Source organism: Azonexus sp. IMCC34842, assembly GCF_050368855.1.
Lineage (GTDB): Bacteria > Pseudomonadota > Gammaproteobacteria > Burkholderiales > Rhodocyclaceae > Azonexus > Azonexus denitrificans_A.
In genome coordinates, this window is sequence record NZ_CP178449.1 from 2,445,185 (window position 1) to 2,468,845 (window position 23,661).

Consider the following 23,661-nt stretch of genomic DNA (forward strand, 5'->3'; position numbering starts at 1 on the left):
CGGCCGCCGGCCGGCTACGCCTTGGGCAGCGTTTCGATTTCCAGGTGGCAAGGCGCCAGCAGCAGATGCGCCAGATGCTCCGGATCGGTCGACCCGACGTGTTCGGCAAAGGCCGTCAGCCGCGCATCGTGCGCCTCGGCCAGGGCCTTGATCAGCGCGGCGGCCGCTTCGCGCGGGTTGCTCTGGCCCGCCTGGTAGCCCGGCCAGGCCTTGTAGTGCGACAGCAGTTGTTCGCGGTGGTCGACATAGAGCGGGCTGCTCCGGGTGTATTCGAGCACTGCCTGGCGCGCCGCGGCATCGGCGTCAATCTCGGCATCGCTCAGCTTGTAGTGGGCTTTTTCGGCGTCGGTCCAGTGCGGCTTGTCGCCCTGCGTTTCGCGCAGCGTCGCGTAGGTGCTCTTCAACACGATCTGGGAATGGCTGCCGGCATCGCGAAAGACATGCACGAGGTCCTTGCCGTGGCCCTCGGTGCCGACATAGCGCATGCTCGTCGTGATTTGCCGCGGGTTGAAGCCGAACTGGCGGGAACAGGCTGCACGCAGCGTGTCGAAGAGGTCATTGATCTTGGCAGGGCTCACGGGACGATCCTTTCATCCAGACTTTGTCGCCATGGTTGCGGCGAGGGATACCACTAGCGGTGGCACAGCATACGCCACTAATCGACCGGGCGGCTCAGGCGGTCAGTGCCAGGCTGGCCCACAGGTGGGCGCCGACCAGTGCGCGCCAGGGCGAAAACGGCTCCAGCCAATCGCGGGCCGCCGCTTCGCCGATTTTTTCCGGCGCCGCGAGCAGTCTTTGCAGAGCGCGCCGCACCGCAACATCGCCGTGCAGCGAACCGTCCAGCCAACCGAAACCGCGCAGCAGCGTGTAGTTGACCGTCCACGGGCCGATCCCGCGGACGGCCAGCAGCCGCTGCCGCATCGCCTCGACCGGCAGCGTTTCCTGCCATTCGGCAAGCGGCAATTCGCCGCTCAGCACCAGCTGGCTGACCAGCCGCAGGGTCTGCGCCTTGCTCTGCGAAAAGCCGGCGGCGCGCAGATCGGCCTCGCCGAGCGCGGCCAGCCGCTCGGCATCCGGGTAACAGGCGAGACCGCCGGAGTGCACCGCGCCGGCCGCCTTGATCAGCTTGCGGCGCATCGAGACTGCCGCGCCGACGCTGATCTGCTGACCGGTGATAGCCCAGGTCAGCGCCTCGAAAGGCGTCGCCGCCAGCGGCACGCGCAGGCCGGACTGGCGGGCGAGCAGCGGCCCGAGTTGCGGATGCTGGCGATAGGTTTCCTCGAACACCTCGACCGACTGGGTCAGCCCGAGCAGGCGGCGCACCTGGTTCGTTAGGGGGACGCCTGGCACAGCCGGCGACGGGCCATCGATGGCGATCTCCACCTCGGCCTGGCCGGGCCGAAAACGCACGCTCAGACAAGCCGCCCGGCCATCCCAGAGCAACCCCTTGTGCAAGGCATCGGCCTCGACCCGCTCGGCCAAGCCCTGCGCATCGCGCTGGTGAAACTTCAGGATGTCGGCGGCGCGAAAGCCAGCCGGCAACTCGAGGGTGAAAGTCTGCCGCGCGACGGCCATCACCTGGCCTTGCGAAAAGTCAGGTTCAGCCGGCACGCGCCGACCAGCGGATGCGCCCCATCCTTCACCGCCAGCACGCCGTGGTAGCGCAGGCGGTCCGCCCCGCCCCAGACGACAACATCGCCGTGGGTGAGCGGGACCCGGCTGACCGGATCGCTGCGCTTTCCGCCGCCGAACAGGAACACCGCCGGCAGGCCGAGCGACACGGAAACAATCGGCTGGCTCAGATCGCGCTCGTCCCGGTCCTGGTGCAGCGACATCCGGGCGCCCGGGGCATAGCGATTGATCAGGCAGGCATCCGGCGCAAAGTCCGGGAAGCCGGCGGCGCCCGCTGCGCGGCTCGCCAGTTCGCGGAAAGCTGCCGGCAGGGCCGGCCATGGCCGGCCGCTGTCGGGATCGGCGGCGGCATAGCGATAGCCCGAGGCATCGGTCACCCAGCCGTAGTCGCCGCAATTGCTCATCGCCACCGACATGCGGAAGCCGCCCGGCGTCTGCATCTGACGAAACGGCGCCTGGGCGACGATCCGCTCGATCTCCGCATAGATCGCCCCGGCCGCAGCCAGGGCGAAACCGCGCAGAACGACGGCGCCCGGCCCGAGCCGTTCCGTCCATTGCCGGCTGTCGATCCCGGCCAACAAATCGCCCATCAAGCCCCTCCTTCCCTTTCCAGCAAGGCCCGCTTGCGCGCCACGCCCCAACGATAGCCGGACAGGCTGCCGTCGGTGCGCACGATGCGATGACAGGGAATCGCCACGGCCAGCGCATTGGCCGCGCAGGCGCCGGCCACCGCGCGGACGGCCTGCGGCTGACCAATGCGCCGGGCAATCTCGCTGTAGCTCGCCGTCTGCCCGGCCGGGATCTCGCGCAAGGCCTGCCAGACACGCTGCTGGAAGGCGGTACCGCGAATGTCGAGAGGCAGCGTCAGGCCGATGCCGGGCGCCTCGACGAAGCCGACGACCTCGGCCACCCAGCGTTCGAAGTCGGCGTCGCCGCCGATCAGCCGGGCCTTGGCAAAGCAATCCTGCAGATCGCGCAGCAACAGCTCGGGATCATCGCCGAGCAGGATGGCGCACAGCCCGCGCTCGCTGGCGGCGACCAGGATGGCGCCGAGCGAGCACTGGCCGATGGCGAAACGGATTTCGGCCGCCGCGCCGCCGGCCCGGTAACGGCTGGCCGTCATGCCGAGGATGCCCGCCGCCTCGGCGTAAAAGCGCCCGCTGGCGTTGTAGCCGGCGGCGAACACCGCTTCGGTCACCGACTTCTCCGCCGTCAGGCCGGCCCGCAGCCGTTCGGCCCGCCGCGCCACGGCGTAGGCTTTCGGGGTCAGCCCGGTGTGTGCCTTGAACAGCCGATGCAGGTGATGGGCGCTCAGCCCGGCCTGGCCGGCCAGTTGGTGCAGCGTCGGCGGCGCCTCGGCTTGCTCGATCAGCCGGCACAGCTCGGCGACGACAACGGCCTGGCGTTCGACCAGCGGCGGCAAATCGGGACGGCAGCGCCGACAGGCGCGAAACCCGGCCTGCTCGGCCGCGGCGGCAGAGCGGTGAAACTCGACATTTTCCGGCCGTGGGGTGCGCGCGCCGCAGGACGGCCGGCAATAGACCCCGGTCGTCCGCACCGCATAGAAAAATTCGCCATCCGCCGCCGGGTCGCGGGCTACCACCGCAGGCCAGCGCGGATCGCGCAAAGCCGCCGCAGCGCGGCGTTCAATCACATTTGAGGCGTTCATTGGCATCCTTTCCGGCATTGACCAGTCGACAACCCAAATCTAGCCCCGTTCAAGGGATAAAACACCTCGTTGCTTGCTTTTGAATTCGCCGCTGGGCACAAAAAAATGGCGCGCCGTTACGCCGCCCGGTTGTTGTCCCGCGGCTCGAACAGCAAGGGCAGGATATTGTTGGCGAGGAGCAGCCCGACGGCGAGCACAGCACCGGTCATCACCATGTCGGTGATCAGTCTGATGCCCGCCGCGCTGTCCTGCTCGATCAGCGCATGCACGCCGCGAAAGCCCATGCTGCCGGGAACCAGCGTGATCAGGCCGGGAATCTGGACCAGCGCCGCCGGGCGCTTGCTGAGATATTGGTAAAGATGGCCGGCACTGGCAACCGCCAGCGCCCCGGCAAAGGCGCCGACGACATTGCCCATCCGGGCATCGACCAGCGAATAGACGGCCCAGGCGAGCAGGCAGGCGCCAACCGAGACATGCACCGACGACCACGGCGCCTGTAGCACGGCGAGCAGCGAGACGCCCAGCCCGGCGATCGCCGCCCACATCGCCCAGCCCGGCACGGGGTTCAAGGCGCCCGGCAGCGGCACGGCGGGCAGCCAGGCGAGACTGACCTGGGTGCCGATGGCCAGGCCGGCGCCCATCAGGAACAACAGCACGAAGGCGCCGGTCAGCCTGCCGGTGCCGGCCAGATAATTCTGGGTGGCCAGTTCCGACATCGCCACGGTCAGCATGAACCCCGGTAGCAGCAGCACGATGCCGGCCACCGCGGAAATGAACGGCACCTGCTGCGGCCATATATGCGCCAGCCCCTGCGCCATGAAGGCGGCCAAAGCGCACAAAATGACCGGCACGGCCGGGCCGAGGCGGGGGATGCGGGCGAACTGCAGATAACCGGCGACGAACAACATGCCGATCAGGCCGCCGCACAGCATCTCGACCCTGCCGCCGCGCAGCAGCAGGGCCACCGAAGCCGACAGCGGGAAGCCCATCAGGACGAAACGCCAGCCCGACCACGGCGGCGGCTGGCGCATGATCACGGCGAGCCGTTCGGCGTAGGCCGCCAGCTGATCGACCGAGGAGATCTCGCGACACAGCGCATCAAGGTCGATCAGCCGGGCCATGTTGTAGTCGTAGGGCGGCAGGCGCAGCAACTCGACGCGCCGCGACTTGTCGCCGGAAACCACGGTCAGCGCCAGGAAAGTCAGCACGGCAAAGCCTTCGACCCGCGCCCCGAGGCGCCGGCCGATCTCCTTCATCGCCGTTTCCAGATCGTGGGCCGGTGCGCCGCTGACATGCAGCGCCTGCCCGAGGTCACGGAGAAAATGCGCCAGCCGCGCCAGGGTTTGTTCGTTCATGAGTCAGGATACCGATTGCCGGCCAGTCGTTAATGCAAGGAAGCGCACTTTACCCCAGGACGGCGGACGAACTCAGGGCCGGCCGCCAGCACCTTCACGCCCGATGAATATTCGAACCAAATTAGCCCGGCGACAATCCAAAAGCGTTTAGCCACTGCTACCAAGGACAATCCCATGAGCACTTCGATCTACGACTTCAACGCCACGCTCCTCAACGGTGAGACCGTCAGCCTCGATACCTACCGCGGCAAAGTGCTGCTGATCGTCAATACGGCCAGCGCCTGCGGCTTCACGCCGCAGTACGCCGGACTCGAAATGCTCTACCGGAACATGCAGGACCGGGGCTTCGTTATCCTCGGCTTTCCCTGCAACCAGTTCGGCGGCCAGGAGCCGGGCGATGCCAAGGCCATCGGGGAGTTCTGCCAGCTCAACTACGGCGTCACTTTCCCAATCTTCGCCAAGATCGAGGTCAATGGCGACCAGGCCCACCCGCTCTACAACTACCTGAAGCACCAAGCGGCCGGCGTGCTGGGAACCGAGGCGATCAAATGGAATTTCACCAAATTCCTGGTCAACCGCGCAGGCCAGGTGGTCGAACGCTACGCCCCGGCGACCAAGCCGGAAGACCTGAGCGATGCGATCGCCGCCTTGCTGTAAAGCGGCTGGCTCGTGTTCCGCCGTGAGGCTGGCGAAAATACCGGGCATCGCTAGCTGCGCCGCATGCCGGAAAATCTAGCGATGCCCGGCGACCTGCCATCCGCCGGCGCTCTCGCCGGGCCGACGACGGTCAGTTTCCGCTTCTACGAGGAACTGAACGACTTCATCGCCCCGGCCCGCCGCTATCGCGACTTCGAACTGCCCTGTGGCACCGAGGCCAACCTCAAGCATCTGATCGAGGCTGCCGGCGTGCCGCATACCGAGGTCGAGCTGATCCTGGTCAACGGGGTCTCGGTCGGCTTCGCAGCGCGCTTGCAGCCGGGCGACCGTGTCTCCATCTACCCGAAATTCGAAAGCCTCGACATCGGCCCGCTGCTCCGCCTGCGCCCGGAACCGCTGCGCGTCACGCGCTTTGTCGCCGACGCGCATCTCGGCGGTCTGGCCCGCCTGCTCCGCCTGGCCGGTTTTGATACGTTGTACGACAACCATTTCGCCGATGACGAAATCGAACGCCTGGCGGCCAGCGACAGCCGCATCGTGCTGACCCGCGACCGCGCGCTGCTCAAGCGGCGCGGCATCAGCCACGGCTGTTACGTGCATGCGCTGAAACCGACGGCGCAACTGGTCGAAATCCTCGCCCGCCTCGATCTGACCGGCCGGGTCCGACCGTTCTCGCTGTGTCTCGAATGCAACGCGCCGCTCCGCGCGGTGGCCAAGGCCCAGATCATCGACACCCTGCCGCTCAGCGTCCGCGAGCAGCGCCAGCGCTTCAGCACCTGCGCCGTCTGCCAGCGTGTATTCTGGGAAGGCAGTCACTGGCAACACATGCGCGAGCGGCTTAGCCAAGCCATCGCCGCCGCCACCCTCCAGGAAAAAACCACATGAACCTGCATTCCCTGCTGCTTTTTCTCCACCTCGTCGGCGTTGTCGTCTGGATCGGCGGCATGTTCTTCGCCTACGTCTGCCTGCGGCCGACCATCGTTGAACTGTTCGAGCCGCCGCAACGGCTGCAGTTGTGGCGTGGCGTCTTCGGCCGCTTTTTCGTCTGGGTGTGGTGGGCCGTCGCGCTGATTGCCGCCAGCGGCATGATCATGTTCGGCCAGTACGGCGCCGGCGCGATACCGCCGGGCAGCCACCTGATGCTGGCCAGCGGCATGCTGATGATCGCCATCTATGTCTACGTCACCAGCGTTCCCTACCCGGCCCTGCGCCGGGCCGTCGACGCCGGCGACTGGAAAGCCGGCGGCGCCGCCCTCAACCGCATCCGCCAGATGGTCGGCAGCAACCTGCTGCTCGGCCTGCTGACGCTGGGCTTCGCCACGCTCGGCCGTTACCTGGCCTGAGTCCGACGACGGCGCACCTGGCCTGACGACCGTGAATGCCTCGCCCGATAGCGCCGTCGATATCTACTGCGAACGCACCACCAGCCTTTTCTGGGCAGAGCCGGTCAATGCGCTGAGCAACCTGTCTTTCATCGTTGCCGCGCTGGCCATTGTCTGGCTGATCCGTCGCAGGCCGGGGCGGGCCGGCGCCGCATCGGTTTTCCTGACCATCAACCTGTTCGCCATCGGGATCGGCAGCTTCCTTTTCCATACCTTTGCCAACCGCACGATGATGGCCGCCGACCTGCTGCCGATCTTCATCTACCAGTTGGCATTCCTGCTTTTCTACGCGCGCTTCGTCGCCGGACAGAAAGCGCCGAGCGTAGCCGGCCTGCTGGCGCTCTTTCTGCTGGTCAACCTGGGATTCCTGCAGTTTCCGCCGGAATGGCTCAACGGTTCGCTGCTCTATGGCGGGGCGCTGCTGTTCATCCTGAGCATCGCCGCCTACCACCACGCCACCGGCAAACGCGAACCGGCGATTGTCTATCTGGCGGCCGGTGTTTTCGTGGTTTCCCTCGCCTTCCGCTCGCTCGACCAGTGGGCATGCGGCTGGTCGCCGCTCGGCACCCACTTCATCTGGCACCTGCTCAACGGCCTCGTCCTTTACCTGACCACCCGCGCCTACCTGCTGAACCAGCCGAGCAACGCCTGAAACCGGCGTCCGGCCTGGTTTTGTACAGCGGATGTAGCAAGGTGTAACAGTCCGTTAACTCCCTCAACTTAACTGCCCGCGCAGACGTTAATACATCTGCAGACGCAGTTTTCAGTAATGAATCACGAAGGAGTGTCACCATGTTCCCCCTTAGCCAAACCGCCCTCAGCACACTCGAAATCACCGCGACCAGCGCGGCAGCTTATCTCGATGCCTGTGATGCGGGAGCCAAATCAGTTCGGCTGGACCCGGCCTATTACCAGGCCTGTGGCAACTTGTTGATGACCATCTTTTCCGTGACCGATGCGCACCAGTTCTTCCCGATGCTGGTCGAGCAGTCGGCCGCCGCCCGCGAAGTTGCCGAGTCGGTCAAATTCGGCAACCGGGTAGAAGTCAGCCTGCTTGGTTACTACCCGCAACTGGCCGCGATACTCAACCGCGTCGCGTGATAGCGACCGAAAGACAAAGAAGGCCGGGTTTCCCGGCCTTTTTCATTGCTGGCGTTAGCGTTGGACGCAAACCGAAGCAACCGAACAACTCGGCATCGGCCAATCTCGCGTCTCCGACCCGATGTGCGGCAAACGCGGAAAACTAAACCAGGACATGCTGGTTACGCACGTCATCAGGCAGAATCCGGCCAAGAGCGGCCATTGGCTGATTTTTCCGAAAGCGGACGCTGATGCGCCCGATCACCTTAAAATCTGTACGGCATATTACTTTGTTATACTGACCGTCAGAGTCCTAAATCACTGAAGACAATGCGATTTAAGCAGCCAATCCAACGTCAGCAATATCAATTGTTATACGGACCCATGCGTCCGTGTAAACACTGTTAGAGCGCAACCACCATGAACCGCTCCGGACAACTGAACGCCCTCATTGCATCCCTGAGTGAACTTGTCGAGTTTCTCTCTCTCGACCAGAACTGCCAGTGGCGGCGGCACTTCGAGTATTGTCTGTCTAGGGCGAATGACCTCAAAGTTCTCGGTTTCGAGCAAAGCCAATTGAATGAGTTGTCTGGTTCTATCCGCTCGGTCTTCGGTGGCATGGGTAGTTTCAATGACTATGCGCCGCTTGCGGCCAATCCGAATGGGTCGTTTAGTGTCGTTCCCGGAATGGAACATCTAGAACGCTTTTCGGGAAAGGTGTATGAGAGTGCGTTGGCCCTCATGGTCGTGGAAGGCGGCGTCCGTGCGCTCTAACCCGGCAGTCGAGCGGACCTGCGCGATAAGCCGCGCAGGCTGCTCACTTCTACGTTAGCCCGCATACCATGCACTCCGTTATCTCTGCTGCTTTGGACGCAATCTGCGTAGAGCGCGATGATCAGCAGTATTCGGTGTCCTTCGATACTGCTGAAGCCGTAGTCACCGAGTTTGGGGAACCAGACTTGGCCAATATCCTCTTCTCCGAAATCCCAAGAACAGTTCCCTTTGAGCTTGTTGCCGAACTATTCGATCTGCTGACGTGGCAGACAAATGACAACGGCGGCAGCATCCACAGAACTATTGAAACGTGGCTACGCGAAGGTACTGATAATCGCAAATTGCTAATTGCGCTTCACCTTGACGTATATCCGTTTACCAATGGTGATGAGATGGAACAAGTTCTATCCCATCTCGCTGAAACAAACGCCCGTGTATCTTCTCGCTGCAAAGAGCTTATTCATTCGCGCAGAAAGCCAGGCCATGCGGGCTAACATCACAATCCACCGGACCTCCGGCAAGCTGCGCTTGCCTCCGTCCGGTGATTTTCAACGTTATGCGTCTCTTGCGAGTCGAAGCGAATGAACGATGATCATCAAATCAAGGTGGTGGTGGCAAGCGACGTGAGCGATCGCGATGGCATTGGCGTTGAGATCTATCTCGGAGACGACTTAGCGCTGGAAATCTTCCGCGATGACACTAGGAAGTCGAGAGAAATTACCGTGTACAAAAAAGATGTACCGCTAAGCGTTGTCGAGGAATCCATCGCCATTTTCAAACGGGAAATCCCATGGGAGTTCATTGACTATGGCGCGCACAACTAAGATTAGCCGCATAACATGGCGCTCAACCTCGCTCCCTTCGGTCGCTGGACGCTACGCGATAAAGCCGCGCAGCGCCGGTTAGCTCTACGTTAAAACCTATGCGCCCGGAAGAAGCAGAGAAATCGCTACGACAGTTATTGAAATCATCGGGGAAGACTCTCAAGACTCTTTCTGCCGAAGATTTGCTGCAATTCGCTACAGCCTCTTGGCTGGAAACGACGGTAGAGGGGGTACGGTCCGAAAACGGCGATGGCCTTGTGGCTTATTTTGAACTTATGGATCGGGGGCGCGGGACTGTGTATGAGTTTGGTGTCAATCGCATCATGAGCTTACCCCCTGAAAAAGATGGTTTCTCTGCTTGGGTGCCAGCTTTCAAATTGCGTATTTCTGTCGCCTTTAAGACCTCGTTGCAAGTCTTTCAACTCAGTCCCGTAGTTTCTTCATTTGCATGCTGGGATAAACAGAAGACCAAGGGTTTTATTGAAGAAATTCGGGCATCACAACAGTTCAAGCTAGTCAGCACCTACACCCAGCACTCATCTGGTATCTCATGCGCAGAATGCAGCGCACCTTGGGGCGCTCCTGTTCATCCATCGCAGGGGCTTACATGGGCAATCTCGTAACGCGTTCTAACATTCCAATCCACCGGACCTCCGGCAAGCTACGCTTGCCTACGTCCGGTGATTTACAACGTTAGGCCTACAAAGTGTCCACTGCCCGCAGCGATGGCGTATATGAGAAATGGCGAGAGTCGACGGAAAAGTTCGACTACTTCATTCTTGGCGTTCTTGGAGCGCTCTGCGCGTATATCTCGCAGACTTACAAAGCCGAACGACTTGGCTTGAATCCAGGCACGCTAGACTTGCTTGCGCTGCTTGTTCTTGTACTTGCGGCAGTTTTCGGCTTTCGTCGAATCGAAGCAGTAAACCAAGGAACACTGATTAATCACAGAGTCCTTCACGCTTATGAGAGGCGGGGCGTGCTCGCCTCTGTCACACAAAATGGTTCTGGCATCAACACGCAAACTGGCGAGACCTATACCCCTGAATACGCGGCCAGCCAAATCCCCCTGCTGAGCAAACAAATTGAACAGTTAAAACCTCAGCTTCAGGCTGCGCAAAAGAGAACACTCATCCATTACCAGCTAAGAAATGGGTGCACCCTCGTCGGCTTCCTTATGCTTCTTTCGGCAAAGCTCTATTCCGCCTATGTGTAAGCCTAACAGTCCGGTCAAGGCGCGGCCTTTGGCCGCTGGGACGTCCCGCAAGCGGGTCGCCCCTTACCTACAACGTTCCTGAGCGGCCGCTTTTCTAAGATCCGAGCGGCAGCAAAGGGCACTAAGCAGCCCCCTCCAAACAAATAAAAAGGCCGGAATCACTTCCGGCCTTTTTTTACTTTTACAACACGACCCGCTCCTGGAATCAGCCCTTCTTGTGCGTCGCCAGACGGGTCCAGGTATCGACCACCGTATCCGGGTTCAGCGAGATGCTGCTGATGCCCTGATCCATCAGCCATTCGGCCAGGTCGGGGTGATCGGACGGGCCCTGGCCGCAGATGCCGATGTACTTGCCCATCCTGTTGGCGGCGGAGATGGCCATAGCCAGCAGTATCTTGACGGCCGGATCGCGTTCGTCGAAGAGGTTGGCGACCAGGCCGGAGTCACGGTCGAGACCGAGCGTCAGCTGGGTCAGGTCGTTGGAGCCGATCGAGAAACCGTCGAAGATATTCAGGAAGTCTTCGGCGAGCAGCGCGTTGGACGGGATTTCGCACATCATGATGAGCTTGAGGTCGTGCTCGCCCTGCTTCAGGCCGTGTTCGGCCAGCAGATCGACTACTGCCTGGCCTTCGCCGACGGTGCGGACGAACGGCACCATCAGCTGGACGTTGGTCAGGCCCATTTCTTCGCGGACCTTCTTCATCGCGCGGCATTCCATCTCGAAGCAGTCGCGGAAGCTTTGGGCGACGTAACGCGAGGCGCCACGGAAGCCGAGCATCGGGTTTTCTTCTTCCGGCTCGTACAACTCCCCGCCGAGCAGCTTGCGGTATTCGTTGGACTTGAAGTCGGACAGACGGACGATCACCGGGTTCGGCCAGAAGGCGGCGGCGATGGTGGAGACACCTTCAACCAGCTTTTCGACGAAGAATTCCTTCGGCGAAGCGTAGCCACGGGCGCGGCGCTTGATTTCGTCGCGCTTCGAAGCCGGCAGACGCTCGACGTCGAGAATGGCTTTCGGGTGGATGCCGATGACGTTGTTGATGATGAATTCAACACGGGCCAGACCGACGCCGGCGTTCGGCAACTGGGCGAAATCGAAGGCCAGTTCCGGGTTGCCGACGTTCATCATGACCTTGACCGGGACGTCCGGCATGGCGGTGATGTCGCGCGAGGTGACTTCGAAATCGAGGCGGCCGCGATAGACATGGCCGGTATCGCCTTCGGTGCAGCTCGCCGTCACAATTTCGCCTTCGGTCAGCGTTTCGGTCGCGTCACCGCAGCCGACGATGGCCGGGATGCCCAGCTCGCGGGCGATGATCGCGGCGTGACAGGTGCGGCCGCCACGGTTGGTGACGATGGCGGAAGCGCGCTTCATCACCGGCTCCCAGTTCGGGTCGGTCATGTCGGCGACGAGCACGTCGCCCGGCTTGACCTGGTCCATCTCCTTCGGGTCCTTGACGATACGCACCGGGCCGACACCGATCTTCTGGCCGATGGCGCGACCGGAGGCGAGCACCTTGGAGAACTGCTTGAGCTTGAATTTCTCGACCTTGCCGGCCGCTGCCTGCGACTGCACGGTTTCCGGGCGGGCCTGCAGGATGTACAGCTTGCCGTCGATACCGTCCTTGCCCCACTCGATGTCCATCGGACGACCGTAGTGCTTTTCGATGATCATCGCGTAGCGGGCCAGTTCCATGACCTCTTCGTCGTTGATCGAGAACTGGTGGCGCTGGGCTTCTTCGACTTCTTCGGTAATCACCGACTTGCCGGCCGTCTTGTCGGCGGAGAACGTCATCTTGATCATCTTGGAGCCGATGTTGCGACGCACGACGGCCTTCTTGCCGGCGGCCAGCATCGGCTTGTGCACATAGAACTCGTCCGGATTGACGGCGCCCTGCACCACCGTTTCGCCCAGGCCATAGCTGGAGGTGACGAAGACGGCATCGCGGAAACCGGATTCGGTGTCGAGCGTGAACATCACGCCGGCGGCGCCCTTGTCGGAGCGGACCATGCGCTGGATACCGGCCGACAACGCGACGTCGGCATGCAGGAAGCCCTTGTGCACGCGGTAGGAAATGGCGCGGTCGTTGTACAGCGAAGCAAACACTTCCTTGATCGCATGCATGATGTTTTCCAGGCCGACGATGTTCAGGAAGGTTTCCTGCTGGCCGGCGAAGGAGGCATCCGGCAAGTCTTCGGCGGTGGCGGAAGAACGCACGGCGAAGGACATGTCGGCGGTGGAATCGGCCACCAGGCGCTGATACTGCTCGGTGATGGCGATCGTCAGGTCCATCGGGAACGGCGTGTCGATCACCCACTGGCGAATCTGCGCGCCGCAGACGGCCAGGGCGTTCACATCTTCAACGTCGAGCGCATCGAGAGCCGCGTTGATCTTGTTGTCGAGACCGCTCTGCGCCAGGAAGTCGCGGTAGGCCTGGGCCGTCGTGGCGAAACCGCCCGGCACGCGAACGCCGGAATCGGCCAGCTGGCTGATCATTTCACCGAGCGACGAATTCTTGCCGCCGACTTGCTCGACGTCGTTCATGCGCAGCTTTTCAAAGGGGATGACGAGGGGCTCCATGCGGATTCCTTTCTAGGGTCAAATCAAGAAGATTGTGAATCGGAAGATGAAAATTCGGTATTCAGGCGGCGCGCGGCGCTTTCCCGCCGGGCCGCCGAACGCAGCGACTGGGCCAGGGTTTCGCGGACGAAATCGATGTGCGTTTCGGCCGCCGCGCGGGCAGCTTGCGGCTTGCGCTCGCGGATCGCCGCGTGAATCGCGGCATGCTGGCTCTTCAACAGCGTGCCGGCCGCCGGAATGTTTTTCAGTTCGCCGAGATTCAGGCGGATGTTGTCGTGCATCAGGCGCAGCAGCGTCGCCGACAGGTGGCCGAGCAAGGCATTGTGCGACGACTCGCCGACCGCTTGGTGAAACGCGATGTCGGCCTTGGAACGAAGGTTGAGGTCGTCGCCGGCGAAGGCCTCGTTGAGCGCGGCAAAGGTCTGGTCGAGCCGGGTCATGTCGGCTTCGGTGGCGCGCTCAGCGGCCCATTCGGCGGCCTGGCCTTCAAGCATGCGGCGGAATTCGAGGAGGTCTTCGCGCAGATTCGGATGCGCCCCCATCATGTCCTGCCAGGGGTCGAAAAAGCTCGATTCGAGCCGGTCGGTGACATAGGTGCCACCGCCCTGCCGACTCTGTACCATGCCCTTGGACGCCAGCTTCTGGATCGCTTCGCGCAACGAGGGGCGCGACACGCCCAGTTCGGTGGATAGTTCGCGCTCCGGCGGCAGGCGGTCACCCGGTTTCAGCGAGCCTTCGAGAATGCGGCGCTCCAGCGAAGCAGCAACGGCATCCGAAATACGTGGCACATGAAACTTGATCTGCGGCATCAACGACTGGGCTCGATTGGTAAGACCAGCATATTTTAATCATTGAACCGGTAAACCGCAAGCCTGGGATAAACCCCTATTTAATTGACTAAGTCACGGTTGTATCGTACATTTCTGCAACCGCGATACATTGGTTTGACCAATTTACCACTGGAGACAAGATGCGCCAACAAACAAAAACCGGCCAGCGCCCGACCGACGTTTATTTCTTCGCCACCTGCGTCGTCGATCAGTTTTACCCTGGTGCCGGCCTCGACGCCATTACTCTGCTTGAACGCCAGGGCATCCGCGTGCACTTCCCGGAAGAACAGACCTGCTGCGGCCAGCCGGCCTACACCAGCGGCTTTCCCGATCAGGCACGCCAGGTGGCGGCGCTGCAGTTGACGCTGTTCCCCGAAGACTGGCCGGTGGTCGTTCCCTCTGGTTCCTGCGCCGGCATGATGAAACACCATTACCCGACGCTGTTCGCCGCAGACCCCGTGCGCCAGGCCCAGGCCACCGCCTTGTCAGCCCGCATCTACGAATTCACCGATTTTCTCGTCAATGTCCTCGGCTACCAGCCGGCAGACCAGGGCGACGCCTGCACCGTCGTACTGCACACTTCCTGTTCGGCCCGCCGCGAAATGGGCGTGCATCTGACCGGCCGCCAGTTGCTCGCCGGGCTGGCCAACGTCAAGGTGGCGCAACAGGATCACGAATCCGAATGCTGCGGTTTCGGCGGCACCTTTTCGCTGAAGCAGCCGGAAATCTCCGGCGCCATGGTCGAAGACAAGGTCAAGGCACTCAAGGCGAGCGGCGCCGAACGCGTACTCAGCGCCGACTGCGGCTGCCTGATGAACATCCTCGGCCACGCCGCCTGGCAGGATGAACAGGCTGGCCTGACGAAGCCCAGTCTGCCCGGCGAACACATCGCCACTTTCCTGCTGCGGAGGACCGCCCGATGAGTGCCCGCGATCGCATCCTGGCCAAACTGCGGGCCGGCGCACCGAGCGAAAACCGTAGCGAGCCCGATGTGGCCGGCTGGTTCGCCAGCCATCGGCCGGTGGAAACAGCCGCGCAAAAAGCGGCGCGCTTTCGTAGCTGCATCGAACTGGCCCATGCCGAAGTTCATGCCGTCACGCCCAACAACTGGCTGGGCAAACTCCATGCGGTGCTGCACGCCCGCGGCGTGGACAAAATCCTCGTCGCCGAAGGCACCGCGCACGGCGATGCGGCGCTCGACCGTCTGCCGCCCCAAGGCATCGAATGCTCGACCTACGACATCGCCATCGAAGCCTGGAAGAGCGAGCTGTTCAATGCCACGCCGGCCAGCCTGACCGCCACCCGCGCCGCCATCGCCGAAACCGGCACACTGATCCTCTGGCCCGATGAGCACGAGCCGCGCCTGATGTCGCTGGTACCGCCGGTGCATATCGTGCTGCTCGATGCTGCCGCCATCTACAACACCTTTTTCGAGGCCATGCAGGCGGAAGGCTGGAAAGACGGCCTGCCGACCAACGCCCTGCTCATTTCCGGCCCGTCGAAAACCGCCGACATCCAGCAGACGCTGGCCTACGGCGCGCACGGCCCGAAGGAATTGATCGTGCTGCTGATCGGAGACGAGCAATGAACGCCCAGCCCATCCATTTCAAGCCGAGCGAAGGCTTCCGCGCCCGGTCCAAGGCGGTCGTCGACAATCCCTTCCTGCGCCAGAGCTTCCGCGGCGCGATGGATTTCCTGATGAGCAAGCGCGCCGCCCAGTTCCCCGACCCGGAAGAGCTGGAAAGCCTGCGCACGCTGGGCGAACACATTCGCCAGTACAACCTTGGCAAGCTGCCGGAACTGCTGCTCCAGCTCGAAAACCAGCTGACCAAGAACGGCATCCAGGTGCATTGGGCCGAAACGCCGGACGAGGCCAACGCCATCATCCTCGGCATCTGCCAGCGCATCGGCGCCAAGCTGATGGTCAAGGGCAAGTCGATGGTCAGCGAGGAAATCGAGCTGAACCACGCCGCCGAAGCAGCCGGAATCGGCGCGCTGGAATCGGACATGGGCGAGTACATCGTCCAGCTGGCCGGCGAGAAACCCTCGCACATCATCATGCCGGCAATCCACAAGACCAAGGAAGAGATCGCCCGGCTGTTCCACGAAAAAGTACCCGGCGTCACCGATTACACCGACAACGTCGATGCGCTAATCCAGATCGGCCGCAACGTGCTGCGCGAGAAGTTTTTAGAGGCTGACATCGGCCTGTCCGGCGTCAATTTCGCCGTTGCTGAAACCGGTACGCTGTGCCTGGTCGAAAACGAAGGCAACGGCCGGATGTGCACCACCGTACCGCCGGTCCATATCGCCATCACCGGCATCGAGAAGGTCGTCGAAAAGCTCGAACATATACCGCCGCTGCTCTCGTTGCTCACCCGCTCGGCCACCGGCCAGAACATCTCGACCTACTTCAACATGATCTCCGGGCCGCGCCAGCCGGGCGAGAAGGACGGCCCGGCCGAAGTGCATCTGGTGGTGCTCGACAACGGCCGCAGCCAGGCCTATGCCGACGAACAATTGCGCAAGACACTGCAGTGCATCCGCTGCGGCGCCTGCATGAACCACTGCCCGGTTTACACACGGATCGGCGGTCATGCTTACGGCACCACCTACCCGGGGCCGATCGGCAAGATCATCTCGCCGCACATGCTCGGGCTGGAAGCGACGGCAACGATGGCGACGGCCTCGACGCTGTGTGGCGCCTGCGGCGAAGTTTGCCCGGTGAAGATTCCGATTCCGGAATTGCTGATGCGGCTGAGGGAAGAGTCGTTTACGGCGCCGCACGCCAATCCGGCGATGCGCGGACAGGGGGCTGGGTATAGTCCATTGATGTCGGCGGTCTGGCGGGGCTGGGCGGCGGTTTACCGTTCGCCGCTTTTGTATCGGATGGTGACTTGGCTGGGGAGTCGGTTTGGGTGGTTGATGCCTGCCCGGCAAGGGGCGTGGACGACGGTGCGGGTGCCGTTGCGGCCGGCGCCGAAGCGGTTGCGGGATATGTTGAAGGAACGGGGCTAATAAATGTTTCTTTCCCGGGGCAGGCATGGGGTTCCGCCTTGCTGGCGGACGTACTTTCTTTTGCTTCGCCAAAAGAAAGTAGCCAAAGAAAAGGCGACCCCAGGCTACGCGGCCGGCGTTGCCGGCTCCCCTGCGCTACTCGCTGTCGGCGGGAGCTGCGGAACTCGGGGCTACGCCCCTCAGACAGTCCTCGCCCTTTTTCCGCCGCCAGCTCCGTTGCTCGGCGCTCCACACGGGGATCCGAAAGGCGTCCCGATTCAACGGGCAAATACTCAAAGCACGGACGGTTTACCGGGCCCCTTGAGAGGCGCTGAGCAACGCAGGCCGGCCGGGGGCAGTCGGCTCGCGTTGTCTGAGCCGCAGGCGAGTTTAGCGAGCCGCCCGGCCTGCCGAGTAGCGCAAGGGACCGGGCATAGCCCGGCGCCGACCCAGGGGTCGCCTTTTCTTTGCTTACTTTCTTTTGGCGAAGCAAAAGAAAGTAATGCCGCCCGCAAGGCGGAACCCCAAGCCAATTAACCCCCGCCCAAACACAAACAAAAAACCCGCCAATTAGCCGAGACAAAAAAATGACCCAGCTGATCCAAACCCTCCGCCAGCACCTCCCCGCCCCCCAGGTCATCACCGATGAGCTACGCCTCCTCGCCTACGGCACCGACGCCAGTTTCTACCGCCTGATTCCCGAGGTCATCGCCGTCGTCGAAACCGAAGACGACCTCAAGGCGGTACTCACAGTCGCCAGGCAGAACAAAACCCCCGTCACCTTCCGCGCCGCCGGCACCAGCCTGTCCGGCCAGGCGATCACCGACGGCATCCTGGCGCTGATCGGCGAGGGCTTCGCCACCTATGAATTGAATGCCGATGCCAGCAAGGTCAAGGTCGGCCCCGGCATCGTCGGCGGCGAAGTCAATCGCCGGCTGGCGCCGCATGGCAAGAAGATCGGCCCCGATCCGGCCTCGATCAACGCCTGCAAGATCGGCGGCATTGCCGCCAACAACGCTTCCGGCATGTGCTGCGGCACAGCGCAGAACAGCTACCGGACGCTGGCCGGCCTGCGCGTCATGCTCGCCGACGGTTCGCTGCTCGATACCGAAGACCCGCTCAGCGTCGATGCCTTCACCCGCAGCCACGCGGTGCTGCTCGGCGAACTGGAACGCCTGGGCCGCGACACGCGCGACAACGCCCGGCTGGCCGAGCGCATCCGCCACAAGTTCAAGATCAAGAACACCACCGGTTACAGCCTCAACGCGCTGGTCGATTACGAATATCCGATCGATATCCTGGCCCACCTGATGATCGGTTCGGAAGGCACGCTCGGCTTCATTTCGCGCATCACCTACCAGACCGTCGTCGAGGATCCGTTCAAGGCGAGTGCGCTGGTCTTCCTGCCGAATATCCGCAGCGCCTGCGAAGCAGTGATCCGGCTCAAGCCGCAACCGGTGTCGGCGGTTGAACTGCTCGACCGCCCGGCCCTGCACTCGGTCGAAAACAAGCCCGGCCTGCCGGCCATCATGCGCGACCTCGACGAAGAGGCGGCGGCCTTGCTGATCGAAGTCCGCGCCGCCAGTGCCGAGGCTCTGCAGGACAAGATCGCCGCCGTGCATGGCGCGCTCGATGGCGTCGCCACGGTCGAACCACTGGCCTTCTCGACCGACCCGGCGACCTGCGAGATGTACTGGAAAGTGCGCAAGGGCACCTTCCCTTCGGTTGGCGCCATGCGCCGCACCGGCACGACGGTGCTGATCGAGGACGTCGCCTTCCCGATCGAATCGCTGGCCGATGCCACACTCGACCTGCAGGCCCTGCTCCGCCACCACGGCTATCACGAAGCAATCATTTTCGGCCACGCGCTGGAAGGCAACCTGCACTTCGTGTTCACCCAGGATTTCGGCGACCCGGCCGAGGTCGAGCGCTACGCCCGCCTGATGGACGACATCTGCCATCTGGTGGTCGACAAATACGACGGTTCGCTGAAGGCCGAACACGGCACCGGCCGTAACATGGCGCCCTTTGTCGAGCTGGAATGGGGCAAGGAAGCAACCGATCTGATGCGCCGAATCAAGCGGCTGTTCGATCAGGACAACCTGCTCAACCCCGGCGTCATCCTCAACGACAACCCGCACGCCCATCTGGAAAACCTCAAGCCGATGCCGGCCGCCGAGGACATCGTCGACCGCTGCATCGAATGCGGCTTCTGCGAGCCGCTCTGCCCCTCGCACCGGCTGACCCTCAGCCCGCGCCAGCGCATCGTCAGTGTCCGCGAACTGGCCCGCCGCGCCGCCACCGGCGACCCGGCCGGCCGGGTCGGCGCAGACTACGCCTACATGGGCCTCGATACCTGCGCCGGCTGCGGTCTGTGCTCGACCGCCTGCCCGGTCGGCATCGACACCGGCGACCTGACCCGCCGGCTGCGCGGCCGCCAGCTCGGCGACACGGCGCGGGCGGTCAACGCCTGGACCGGCGAACATTTCGCTACGCTGGCCACGGCCTCGCGCCTCGGCCTGAGCGTCGGCCATGCGGTTTCCGGCCTGGTCGGCGACGCTTTGCTCGGCCGGCTTTCCGGCGGCGCCTGGAAGAAGGATATGCCGCGCCCCGGCAAGGCGCCGGCGGCGAGAACCGGCAGCGGCGACCCGGTAGTCTATTTCCCGACCTGCGGCGGCCGCATTTTCGGGCCGAGCGAGGCCGGCGAGATGCAACTGGGCGATGTGGTCAGCACCCTGCTCGTCCGGGCCGGCTATGCGCCGCGTCTGCCCGAGGGCTTCGACCAACTGTGCTGCGGCCAGATGCTGGCCAGCAAAGGCATGGCCGAAGAAGCCGACCGGATGTCCGACAGGCTGACCGCCGCCTTGCTGAAAGCCTCCGACAACGGCCGCTATCCGGTAATCATGGATGCCAGCGCCTGTTCGAGCCGGATGCAGAAGCAGCTGGCCGGCCGGATCAAGCTCTATGACTTTCACGAATTCGCCGTCGATGCGCTGCTGCCGCGCCTGATGATCACCCGGGAAGCCGGCCCGATCGCGTTGCATGTCAATTGCAGCGTGCGCAAGAACGGCTCGGACGCCAAGCTGAAAACCCTGCTCGCCGCCTGCGTCGACTCCTTCATCGAACCGGCCGGCGTGACCTGTTGCGGCTTTGCCGGCGACCGCGGCTTCGTCGTGCCGGAACTGAATCGCCACGCCCTGCGCAAGATTCACGACGAGCTGCCGGCCAACTGTGCTTGCGGCGTGTCGACCAACCGCACCTGCGAAATCGGCCTGACCGCAGAAACCGGGCGGACCTACCAGTCGATCGCCTATCTGCTCGAAAAATGCAGCCGGCCACGGCCGACATGTTGAGGATTTCCCTAACAGCAAAAAGCCCAGCGAATTGCTAAGGTATGCCCCATTCAACAAAATCCAGGAGAAACCCATGTACAAGAACATCCTCGTCGCCATCGACGACAGCGCCACCTCCCGCTCCGCGCTGGCCGAAGCCCTGCACATTGCCCGGACCAGCAAGGCCAAGCTGTACATTGCCCACGTCGTCGACGAAACCCTGATGAACATGCAGGGGCGGACCTTCACCAGTTCGCTGAATATCGAGCACGCCATCACGGTGCTCACCGGCGCCGGGCAGCAGTTGCTCGACGAGGTCATCAAGTCGGCTGACGGCGTCGACGCCGAAGCCCTGCTGCTCGAAGCGCGCAGCCGCCGCGTCTCGGAAGTGCTGGACGAAAAGGCCCGCGAACTGAACATCGACCTGATCGTTGTCGGCCGCCATGGCAAACGCGGCCTGGCGACGCTGATCCTCGGCTCGGTCGCCGAACAACTGGCCAAAATGTCCGCCGCTTCGGTCCTGCTGGTCCGCAAGCACTAACCTGTTCCCCCGGAAATCACCCATGCCTGAATCCGCGCTCGACAACAACAAGGACGAACCGCTCCGCAACGACATCCGCTTCCTCGGCCGCCTGCTCGGCGACACCGTGCGCGAGCAGGAAGGCGATGCGGTGTTCGGCATTGTCGAGCGCGTCCGCCAGACCGCCGTCAGTTTCGCCCGCAACGGCAATCCGGCGGCCCGCGACGAACTCGCCGCGCTGCTCGACCCGCTGCCGCGCGATACGACGCTGGCCGTCGTCCGCGCCTTCAGCTATTTCCTGCAACTGGCCAATATCGCCGAGGACGAGCATCACATCCGCCGCCGCCGGGCGCACGACCTGGCCGGCTCCCCACCGCGCGAAGGCAGCCTGATCCATGCCCTCGACCAGGTCGCCGCCAGCAAGGTCGCCCCGGAAGCGGTCGCCGACTTCTTCGCCCACGCCCTGGTCGCCCCGGTCCTCACCGCCCACCCGACGGAAGTGCAGCGCCAGAGCCTGATCCGCAACCACCGCGACCTAGCCCGCCTGCTCGACCAGCGCGAACGCCTGCAGATGACGCCGGAAGAAGAGGCCGAAAACGACCTCGGCGTGGCCAATGCCATCCTGACCCTGTGGCAGTCGCGGATGCTGCGCCCGGTTCGCCTGAAGGTGCTCGATGAAGTAAAGAACGGCATCACCTATTTCAAGGAAACCTTCTTCACCGAACTGCCGCGCCTCTACATCCAGGTCACGCAACAACTGCAGAAACGTTACCCCGACAAGTTCTGGGCGCTGCCGCCCTTTTTCTGCGTCGGCAGCTGGATCGGCGGCGACCGCGACGGCAATCCCTACGTCACCGCCGAGATCCTGCGCGAAGCGCTGCGCCTGCAGTCGTCTGCCGCCCTCAATCACTATCTTGAAGAAATCCACGAGCTGGGCGGCGAACTGCCGCTCTCCAACCTGCTGGTCAAGGTCACCCCGGAGTTATTGGCCCTTGCCACACACTCCACCGACCATTCGCCGCAACGCGCCGACGAGCCTTACCGCCGCGCCCTGTCCGGCATCTACGCCCGGCTTGCCGCGACAGCCCGGGCGCTCGACCATTTCGAGCCGATCCGCCACGAAATCGGCCAAGCCACCGCCTACGACAGCCCGGATGCCCTGCGCGCCGACCTCAAGGTGCTGGCCAATTCGCTGAAACTGAACGGCAGCGGCAAGCTGGCCGGCGGCCGGCTGCGCCGCCTGCTGCGCGGCATCCAGGTATTCGGCTTCCACCTGGCGCCGATCGACCTGCGCCAGAACTCCGAAGTCCATGCCCGCAGCGTCGCCGAATTGCTGGCCGGCGCCGGGCGCTGCCCGGATTACGAGGCGCTGCCGGAAGGCGAGCGGATCAAGCTGCTGGTCGAGGAAATCAGCACGCCGCGTCCGCTCTATTCGCCGTATTTGAGCTATTCGGAAGAAACCCGGGGCGAACTGGCCATTTTCTTCTCGGCCCGCGAACTGCGCCAGCGCTACGGCGCCGCCGCGCTGCCCAACTGCATCATCTCGAAGACCGACGGCGTCTCCGACCTGCTCGAACTGGCGCTGCTCCTGAAGGAATCCGGCCTGCTGCTGCCCGGCGCCCAGCCCCGGCTCGACGTCAATATCATCCCGCTGTTCGAAACCATCGAGGACTTGCAGAAGAGCGCCGCGACGATGGACGGCATCTTCCGGCTGCCAGTCTGCCGCGAGCTGATCGCCGGACGCGGCAACGAGCAGGAAGTCATGCTCGGCTACTCCGACAGCAACAAGGACGGCGGCTTCCTGACCTCGGGCTGGGAACTCTACAAGGCCGAAATCGAGCTGGCCCGGGTCTTCGCCGCGCACGGCGTCCGGCTCCGGCTGTTTCACGGCCGTGGCGGCTCGGTCGGCCGCGGCGGCGGCCCGTCCTACCATGCCATCCTGGCTCAGCCGGCCGGCGCGGTGTCCGGCCAGATCCGCCTGACCGAACAGGGCGAAGTCATTTCGACCAAGTACGGCAACCCGGACACCGGGCGCCGCAACCTGGAAGTGCTGCTCGCCGCGACCCTCGAGGCCAGCCTGACCGACCACGAAAACCGCGTCGAGCCGGCCGAGCAGTTCCACACCGTGATGGACGAACTGTCGGCGCGCGCCTTCAACGCCTACCGCGATCTGGTTTATGAAACGCCCGGCTTCACCACCTATTTCCGCCAATCGACGGTGGTTTCCGAAATCGCCTCGCTCAACATCGGCAGCCGCCCGGCTTCGCGCAAACCGTCCGAGCGCATCGAAGACCTGCGCGCCATTCCCTGGGTTTTCAGCTGGGCGCAATGCCGGCTGATGCTGCCCGGCTGGTACGGTTTCGGGGCGGCGGTGGACGGCTATCTGGCGGCCAACCCGGACGGCCTGACGACCTTGCGGCGGATGGTCAAATCCTGGCCTTTCTTCACCAGCCTGCTCTCGAACATGGACATGGTGCTGGCCAAGTCCGACCTCGCCATCGCCTCGCGCTATGCCGAGCTGGTCAGCGATGCCGGCCTGCGCCAGCGCATCTTCAGCCGCATCCGCGGCGAATGGGAACTGACCCGGAAACACCTGCTGGCCATTCTCGAACAGGACGATTTCCTGGCCGACAATCCATTGCTCAAGCGTTCGCTGCAACTGCGCTCGCCCTACATGGACCCGTTGAATCACCTCCAGGTCGAGCTGCTGAAACGCCATCGCAGCGACGAACCGGACGAGCGCGTGGCACGCGGCATCCATCTGGCGATCAATGGCATCGCTTCGGGATTACGCAACAGCGGGTAAAATTGG

At 63.3% G+C, this 23,661-nt stretch carries 23 protein-coding genes; 16 read left to right on the forward strand and 7 right to left on the reverse strand.

The window, feature by feature from the left end; genetic code table 11:
• Window positions 1–14 precede the first annotated feature (14 nt).
• The 5 genes from ACLIKD_RS11590 to ACLIKD_RS11610 all read right to left on the reverse strand — a co-directional run bounded on the left by ACLIKD_RS11590 (window position 15) and on the right by ACLIKD_RS11610 (window position 4,656).
• Window positions 15–578 carry a hypothetical protein gene (locus ACLIKD_RS11590; protein WP_226416302.1) on the reverse strand — a complete coding sequence of 188 codons (564 nt, stop codon included), beginning with the start codon at window positions 576–578 and terminating at the stop codon, window positions 15–17.
• 94 nt (window positions 579–672) lie between these two features.
• Window positions 673–1,611, reverse strand: coding sequence for a DNA-3-methyladenine glycosylase family protein (locus ACLIKD_RS11595; protein ID WP_428825181.1), 939 nt, complete (start codon window positions 1,609–1,611; stop codon window positions 673–675).
• Entirely contained in the window at window positions 1,575–2,222 is a 648-nt protein-coding gene (gene alkB / locus ACLIKD_RS11600; protein WP_428825182.1) for a DNA oxidative demethylase AlkB, read from the reverse strand. The genes ACLIKD_RS11595 and alkB overlap by 37 nt, the downstream gene beginning before the upstream one ends.
• On the reverse strand, window positions 2,222–3,301 hold the full coding sequence (ada, locus tag ACLIKD_RS11605; RefSeq protein WP_428825183.1) for a bifunctional DNA-binding transcriptional regulator/O6-methylguanine-DNA methyltransferase Ada: 1,080 nt from the start codon (window positions 3,299–3,301) through the stop codon (window positions 2,222–2,224). The genes alkB and ada overlap by 1 nt, the downstream gene beginning before the upstream one ends.
• A gap of 116 nt (window positions 3,302–3,417) precedes the next feature.
• Window positions 3,418–4,656, reverse strand: a complete 1,239-nt coding sequence (locus ACLIKD_RS11610) for a threonine/serine exporter family protein (protein ID WP_428825184.1) — start codon at window positions 4,654–4,656, stop codon at window positions 3,418–3,420.
• A gap of 174 nt (window positions 4,657–4,830) precedes the next feature.
• Between ACLIKD_RS11610 and ACLIKD_RS11615 the strand changes: the two genes are divergently transcribed.
• The 10 genes from ACLIKD_RS11615 (at window position 4,831) to ACLIKD_RS11660 (ending at window position 10,589) form a co-directional block, all read left to right on the forward strand.
• The gene (locus ACLIKD_RS11615) at window positions 4,831–5,313 is read left to right on the forward strand and encodes a glutathione peroxidase (protein WP_428825185.1); all 483 of its coding nucleotides are present in this window, start codon (window positions 4,831–4,833) and stop codon (window positions 5,311–5,313) included.
• Between the two features lie 63 nt (window positions 5,314–5,376).
• A complete protein-coding gene (locus tag ACLIKD_RS11620) occupies window positions 5,377–6,198 on the forward strand; it encodes a Mut7-C RNAse domain-containing protein (RefSeq protein WP_428825186.1) in 822 nt (273 codons plus the stop codon).
• Window positions 6,195–6,656 (forward strand): CopD family protein, encoded by a 462-nt coding sequence (locus tag ACLIKD_RS11625; RefSeq protein ID WP_428825187.1) that lies wholly within the window; start codon window positions 6,195–6,197, stop codon window positions 6,654–6,656. Before ACLIKD_RS11620 ends, ACLIKD_RS11625 begins: the two co-directional genes overlap by 4 nt.
• A gap of 31 nt (window positions 6,657–6,687) precedes the next feature.
• Window positions 6,688–7,347: a ceramidase domain-containing protein gene (locus tag ACLIKD_RS11630; protein WP_428825188.1), complete on the forward strand. Its 660-nt coding sequence runs from the start codon at window positions 6,688–6,690 to the stop codon at window positions 7,345–7,347.
• A 140-nt stretch (window positions 7,348–7,487) separates the two neighbouring features.
• Entirely contained in the window at window positions 7,488–7,796 is a 309-nt protein-coding gene (locus ACLIKD_RS11635) for a hypothetical protein (protein ID WP_428825189.1), read from the forward strand.
• 399 nt (window positions 7,797–8,195) lie between these two features.
• Complete coding sequence (locus tag ACLIKD_RS11640) at window positions 8,196–8,549, forward strand: DUF6966 domain-containing protein (RefSeq protein ID WP_428825190.1); 354 nt, start codon at window positions 8,196–8,198, stop codon at window positions 8,547–8,549.
• Between the two features lie 68 nt (window positions 8,550–8,617).
• Window positions 8,618–9,043, forward strand: a complete 426-nt coding sequence (locus tag ACLIKD_RS11645; protein ID WP_428825191.1) for a hypothetical protein — start codon at window positions 8,618–8,620, stop codon at window positions 9,041–9,043.
• Window positions 9,044–9,130: 87 nt separating this feature from the next.
• Entirely contained in the window at window positions 9,131–9,373 is a 243-nt protein-coding gene (locus tag ACLIKD_RS11650; RefSeq protein ID WP_428825192.1) for a hypothetical protein, read from the forward strand.
• Window positions 9,374–9,471: 98 nt separating this feature from the next.
• Window positions 9,472–9,996 carry a hypothetical protein gene (locus tag ACLIKD_RS11655; RefSeq protein ID WP_428825193.1) on the forward strand — a complete coding sequence of 175 codons (525 nt, stop codon included), beginning with the start codon at window positions 9,472–9,474 and terminating at the stop codon, window positions 9,994–9,996.
• 83 nt (window positions 9,997–10,079) lie between these two features.
• Entirely contained in the window at window positions 10,080–10,589 is a 510-nt protein-coding gene (locus ACLIKD_RS11660) for a hypothetical protein (protein WP_428825194.1), read from the forward strand.
• Between the two features lie 205 nt (window positions 10,590–10,794).
• Here the strand turns inward: ACLIKD_RS11660 and ppsA are convergent, their stop codons facing one another.
• On the reverse strand, window positions 10,795–13,170 hold the full coding sequence (ppsA, locus tag ACLIKD_RS11665; RefSeq protein WP_428825195.1) for a phosphoenolpyruvate synthase: 2,376 nt from the start codon (window positions 13,168–13,170) through the stop codon (window positions 10,795–10,797).
• Window positions 13,171–13,193: 23 nt separating this feature from the next.
• Window positions 13,194–13,979 carry a GntR family transcriptional regulator gene (locus tag ACLIKD_RS11670; protein ID WP_226416316.1) on the reverse strand — a complete coding sequence of 262 codons (786 nt, stop codon included), beginning with the start codon at window positions 13,977–13,979 and terminating at the stop codon, window positions 13,194–13,196.
• A 161-nt stretch (window positions 13,980–14,140) separates the two neighbouring features.
• Here ACLIKD_RS11670 and ACLIKD_RS11675 point away from each other — a divergent pair, with 161 nt between their 5' ends.
• The 6 genes from ACLIKD_RS11675 to ppc all read left to right on the forward strand — a co-directional run bounded on the left by ACLIKD_RS11675 (window position 14,141) and on the right by ppc (window position 23,655).
• Window positions 14,141–14,923, forward strand: a complete 783-nt coding sequence (locus tag ACLIKD_RS11675) for a (Fe-S)-binding protein (RefSeq protein ID WP_428825196.1) — start codon at window positions 14,141–14,143, stop codon at window positions 14,921–14,923.
• Entirely contained in the window at window positions 14,920–15,588 is a 669-nt protein-coding gene (locus ACLIKD_RS11680) for a LutC/YkgG family protein (RefSeq protein WP_428825197.1), read from the forward strand. The genes ACLIKD_RS11675 and ACLIKD_RS11680 overlap by 4 nt, the downstream gene beginning before the upstream one ends.
• Complete coding sequence (locus tag ACLIKD_RS11685; RefSeq protein ID WP_428825198.1) at window positions 15,585–17,018, forward strand: LutB/LldF family L-lactate oxidation iron-sulfur protein; 1,434 nt, start codon at window positions 15,585–15,587, stop codon at window positions 17,016–17,018. The genes ACLIKD_RS11680 and ACLIKD_RS11685 overlap by 4 nt, the downstream gene beginning before the upstream one ends.
• A 566-nt stretch (window positions 17,019–17,584) precedes the next feature.
• Window positions 17,585–20,350 (forward strand): FAD-binding and (Fe-S)-binding domain-containing protein, encoded by a 2,766-nt coding sequence (locus ACLIKD_RS11690; RefSeq protein ID WP_428825199.1) that lies wholly within the window; start codon window positions 17,585–17,587, stop codon window positions 20,348–20,350.
• A gap of 73 nt (window positions 20,351–20,423) precedes the next feature.
• A complete protein-coding gene (locus tag ACLIKD_RS11695; RefSeq protein WP_226416321.1) occupies window positions 20,424–20,870 on the forward strand; it encodes a universal stress protein in 447 nt (148 codons plus the stop codon).
• A gap of 22 nt (window positions 20,871–20,892) precedes the next feature.
• Window positions 20,893–23,655, forward strand: a complete 2,763-nt coding sequence (gene ppc, locus ACLIKD_RS11700; protein ID WP_428825200.1) for a phosphoenolpyruvate carboxylase — start codon at window positions 20,893–20,895, stop codon at window positions 23,653–23,655.
• Window positions 23,656–23,661 lie beyond the last annotated feature (6 nt).

What these genes read in the sequence shown, in the direction of transcription:
- alkB (WP_428825182.1), bottom strand. Translation starts at nt 2,222, where the DNA reads ATGGGCGATTTGTTGGCCGGGATCGACAGCCGGCAATGGACGGAACGG.
- ada (WP_428825183.1), bottom strand. Translation starts at nt 3,301, where the DNA reads ATGAACGCCTCAAATGTGATTGAACGCCGCGCTGCGGCGGCTTTGCGC.
- ACLIKD_RS11610 (WP_428825184.1), bottom strand. Translation starts at nt 4,656, where the DNA reads ATGAACGAACAAACCCTGGCGCGGCTGGCGCATTTTCTCCGTGACCTC.
- ACLIKD_RS11615 (WP_428825185.1), top strand. Translation starts at nt 4,831, where the DNA reads ATGAGCACTTCGATCTACGACTTCAACGCCACGCTCCTCAACGGTGAG.
- ACLIKD_RS11620 (WP_428825186.1), top strand. Translation starts at nt 5,377, where the DNA reads ATGCCGGAAAATCTAGCGATGCCCGGCGACCTGCCATCCGCCGGCGCT.
- ACLIKD_RS11625 (WP_428825187.1), top strand. Translation starts at nt 6,195, where the DNA reads ATGAACCTGCATTCCCTGCTGCTTTTTCTCCACCTCGTCGGCGTTGTC.
- ACLIKD_RS11635 (WP_428825189.1), top strand. Translation starts at nt 7,488, where the DNA reads ATGTTCCCCCTTAGCCAAACCGCCCTCAGCACACTCGAAATCACCGCG.
- ACLIKD_RS11640 (WP_428825190.1), top strand. Translation starts at nt 8,196, where the DNA reads ATGAACCGCTCCGGACAACTGAACGCCCTCATTGCATCCCTGAGTGAA.
- ACLIKD_RS11645 (WP_428825191.1), top strand. Translation starts at nt 8,618, where the DNA reads ATGCACTCCGTTATCTCTGCTGCTTTGGACGCAATCTGCGTAGAGCGC.
- ACLIKD_RS11650 (WP_428825192.1), top strand. Translation starts at nt 9,131, where the DNA reads ATGAACGATGATCATCAAATCAAGGTGGTGGTGGCAAGCGACGTGAGC.
- ACLIKD_RS11655 (WP_428825193.1), top strand. Translation starts at nt 9,472, where the DNA reads ATGCGCCCGGAAGAAGCAGAGAAATCGCTACGACAGTTATTGAAATCA.
- ppsA (WP_428825195.1), bottom strand. Translation starts at nt 13,170, where the DNA reads ATGGAGCCCCTCGTCATCCCCTTTGAAAAGCTGCGCATGAACGACGTC.
- ACLIKD_RS11670 (WP_226416316.1), bottom strand. Translation starts at nt 13,979, where the DNA reads ATGCCGCAGATCAAGTTTCATGTGCCACGTATTTCGGATGCCGTTGCT.
- ACLIKD_RS11675 (WP_428825196.1), top strand. Translation starts at nt 14,141, where the DNA reads ATGCGCCAACAAACAAAAACCGGCCAGCGCCCGACCGACGTTTATTTC.
- ACLIKD_RS11680 (WP_428825197.1), top strand. Translation starts at nt 14,920, where the DNA reads ATGAGTGCCCGCGATCGCATCCTGGCCAAACTGCGGGCCGGCGCACCG.
- ACLIKD_RS11685 (WP_428825198.1), top strand. Translation starts at nt 15,585, where the DNA reads ATGAACGCCCAGCCCATCCATTTCAAGCCGAGCGAAGGCTTCCGCGCC.
- ACLIKD_RS11690 (WP_428825199.1), top strand. Translation starts at nt 17,585, where the DNA reads ATGACCCAGCTGATCCAAACCCTCCGCCAGCACCTCCCCGCCCCCCAG.
- ACLIKD_RS11695 (WP_226416321.1), top strand. Translation starts at nt 20,424, where the DNA reads ATGTACAAGAACATCCTCGTCGCCATCGACGACAGCGCCACCTCCCGC.
- ppc (WP_428825200.1), top strand. Translation starts at nt 20,893, where the DNA reads ATGCCTGAATCCGCGCTCGACAACAACAAGGACGAACCGCTCCGCAAC.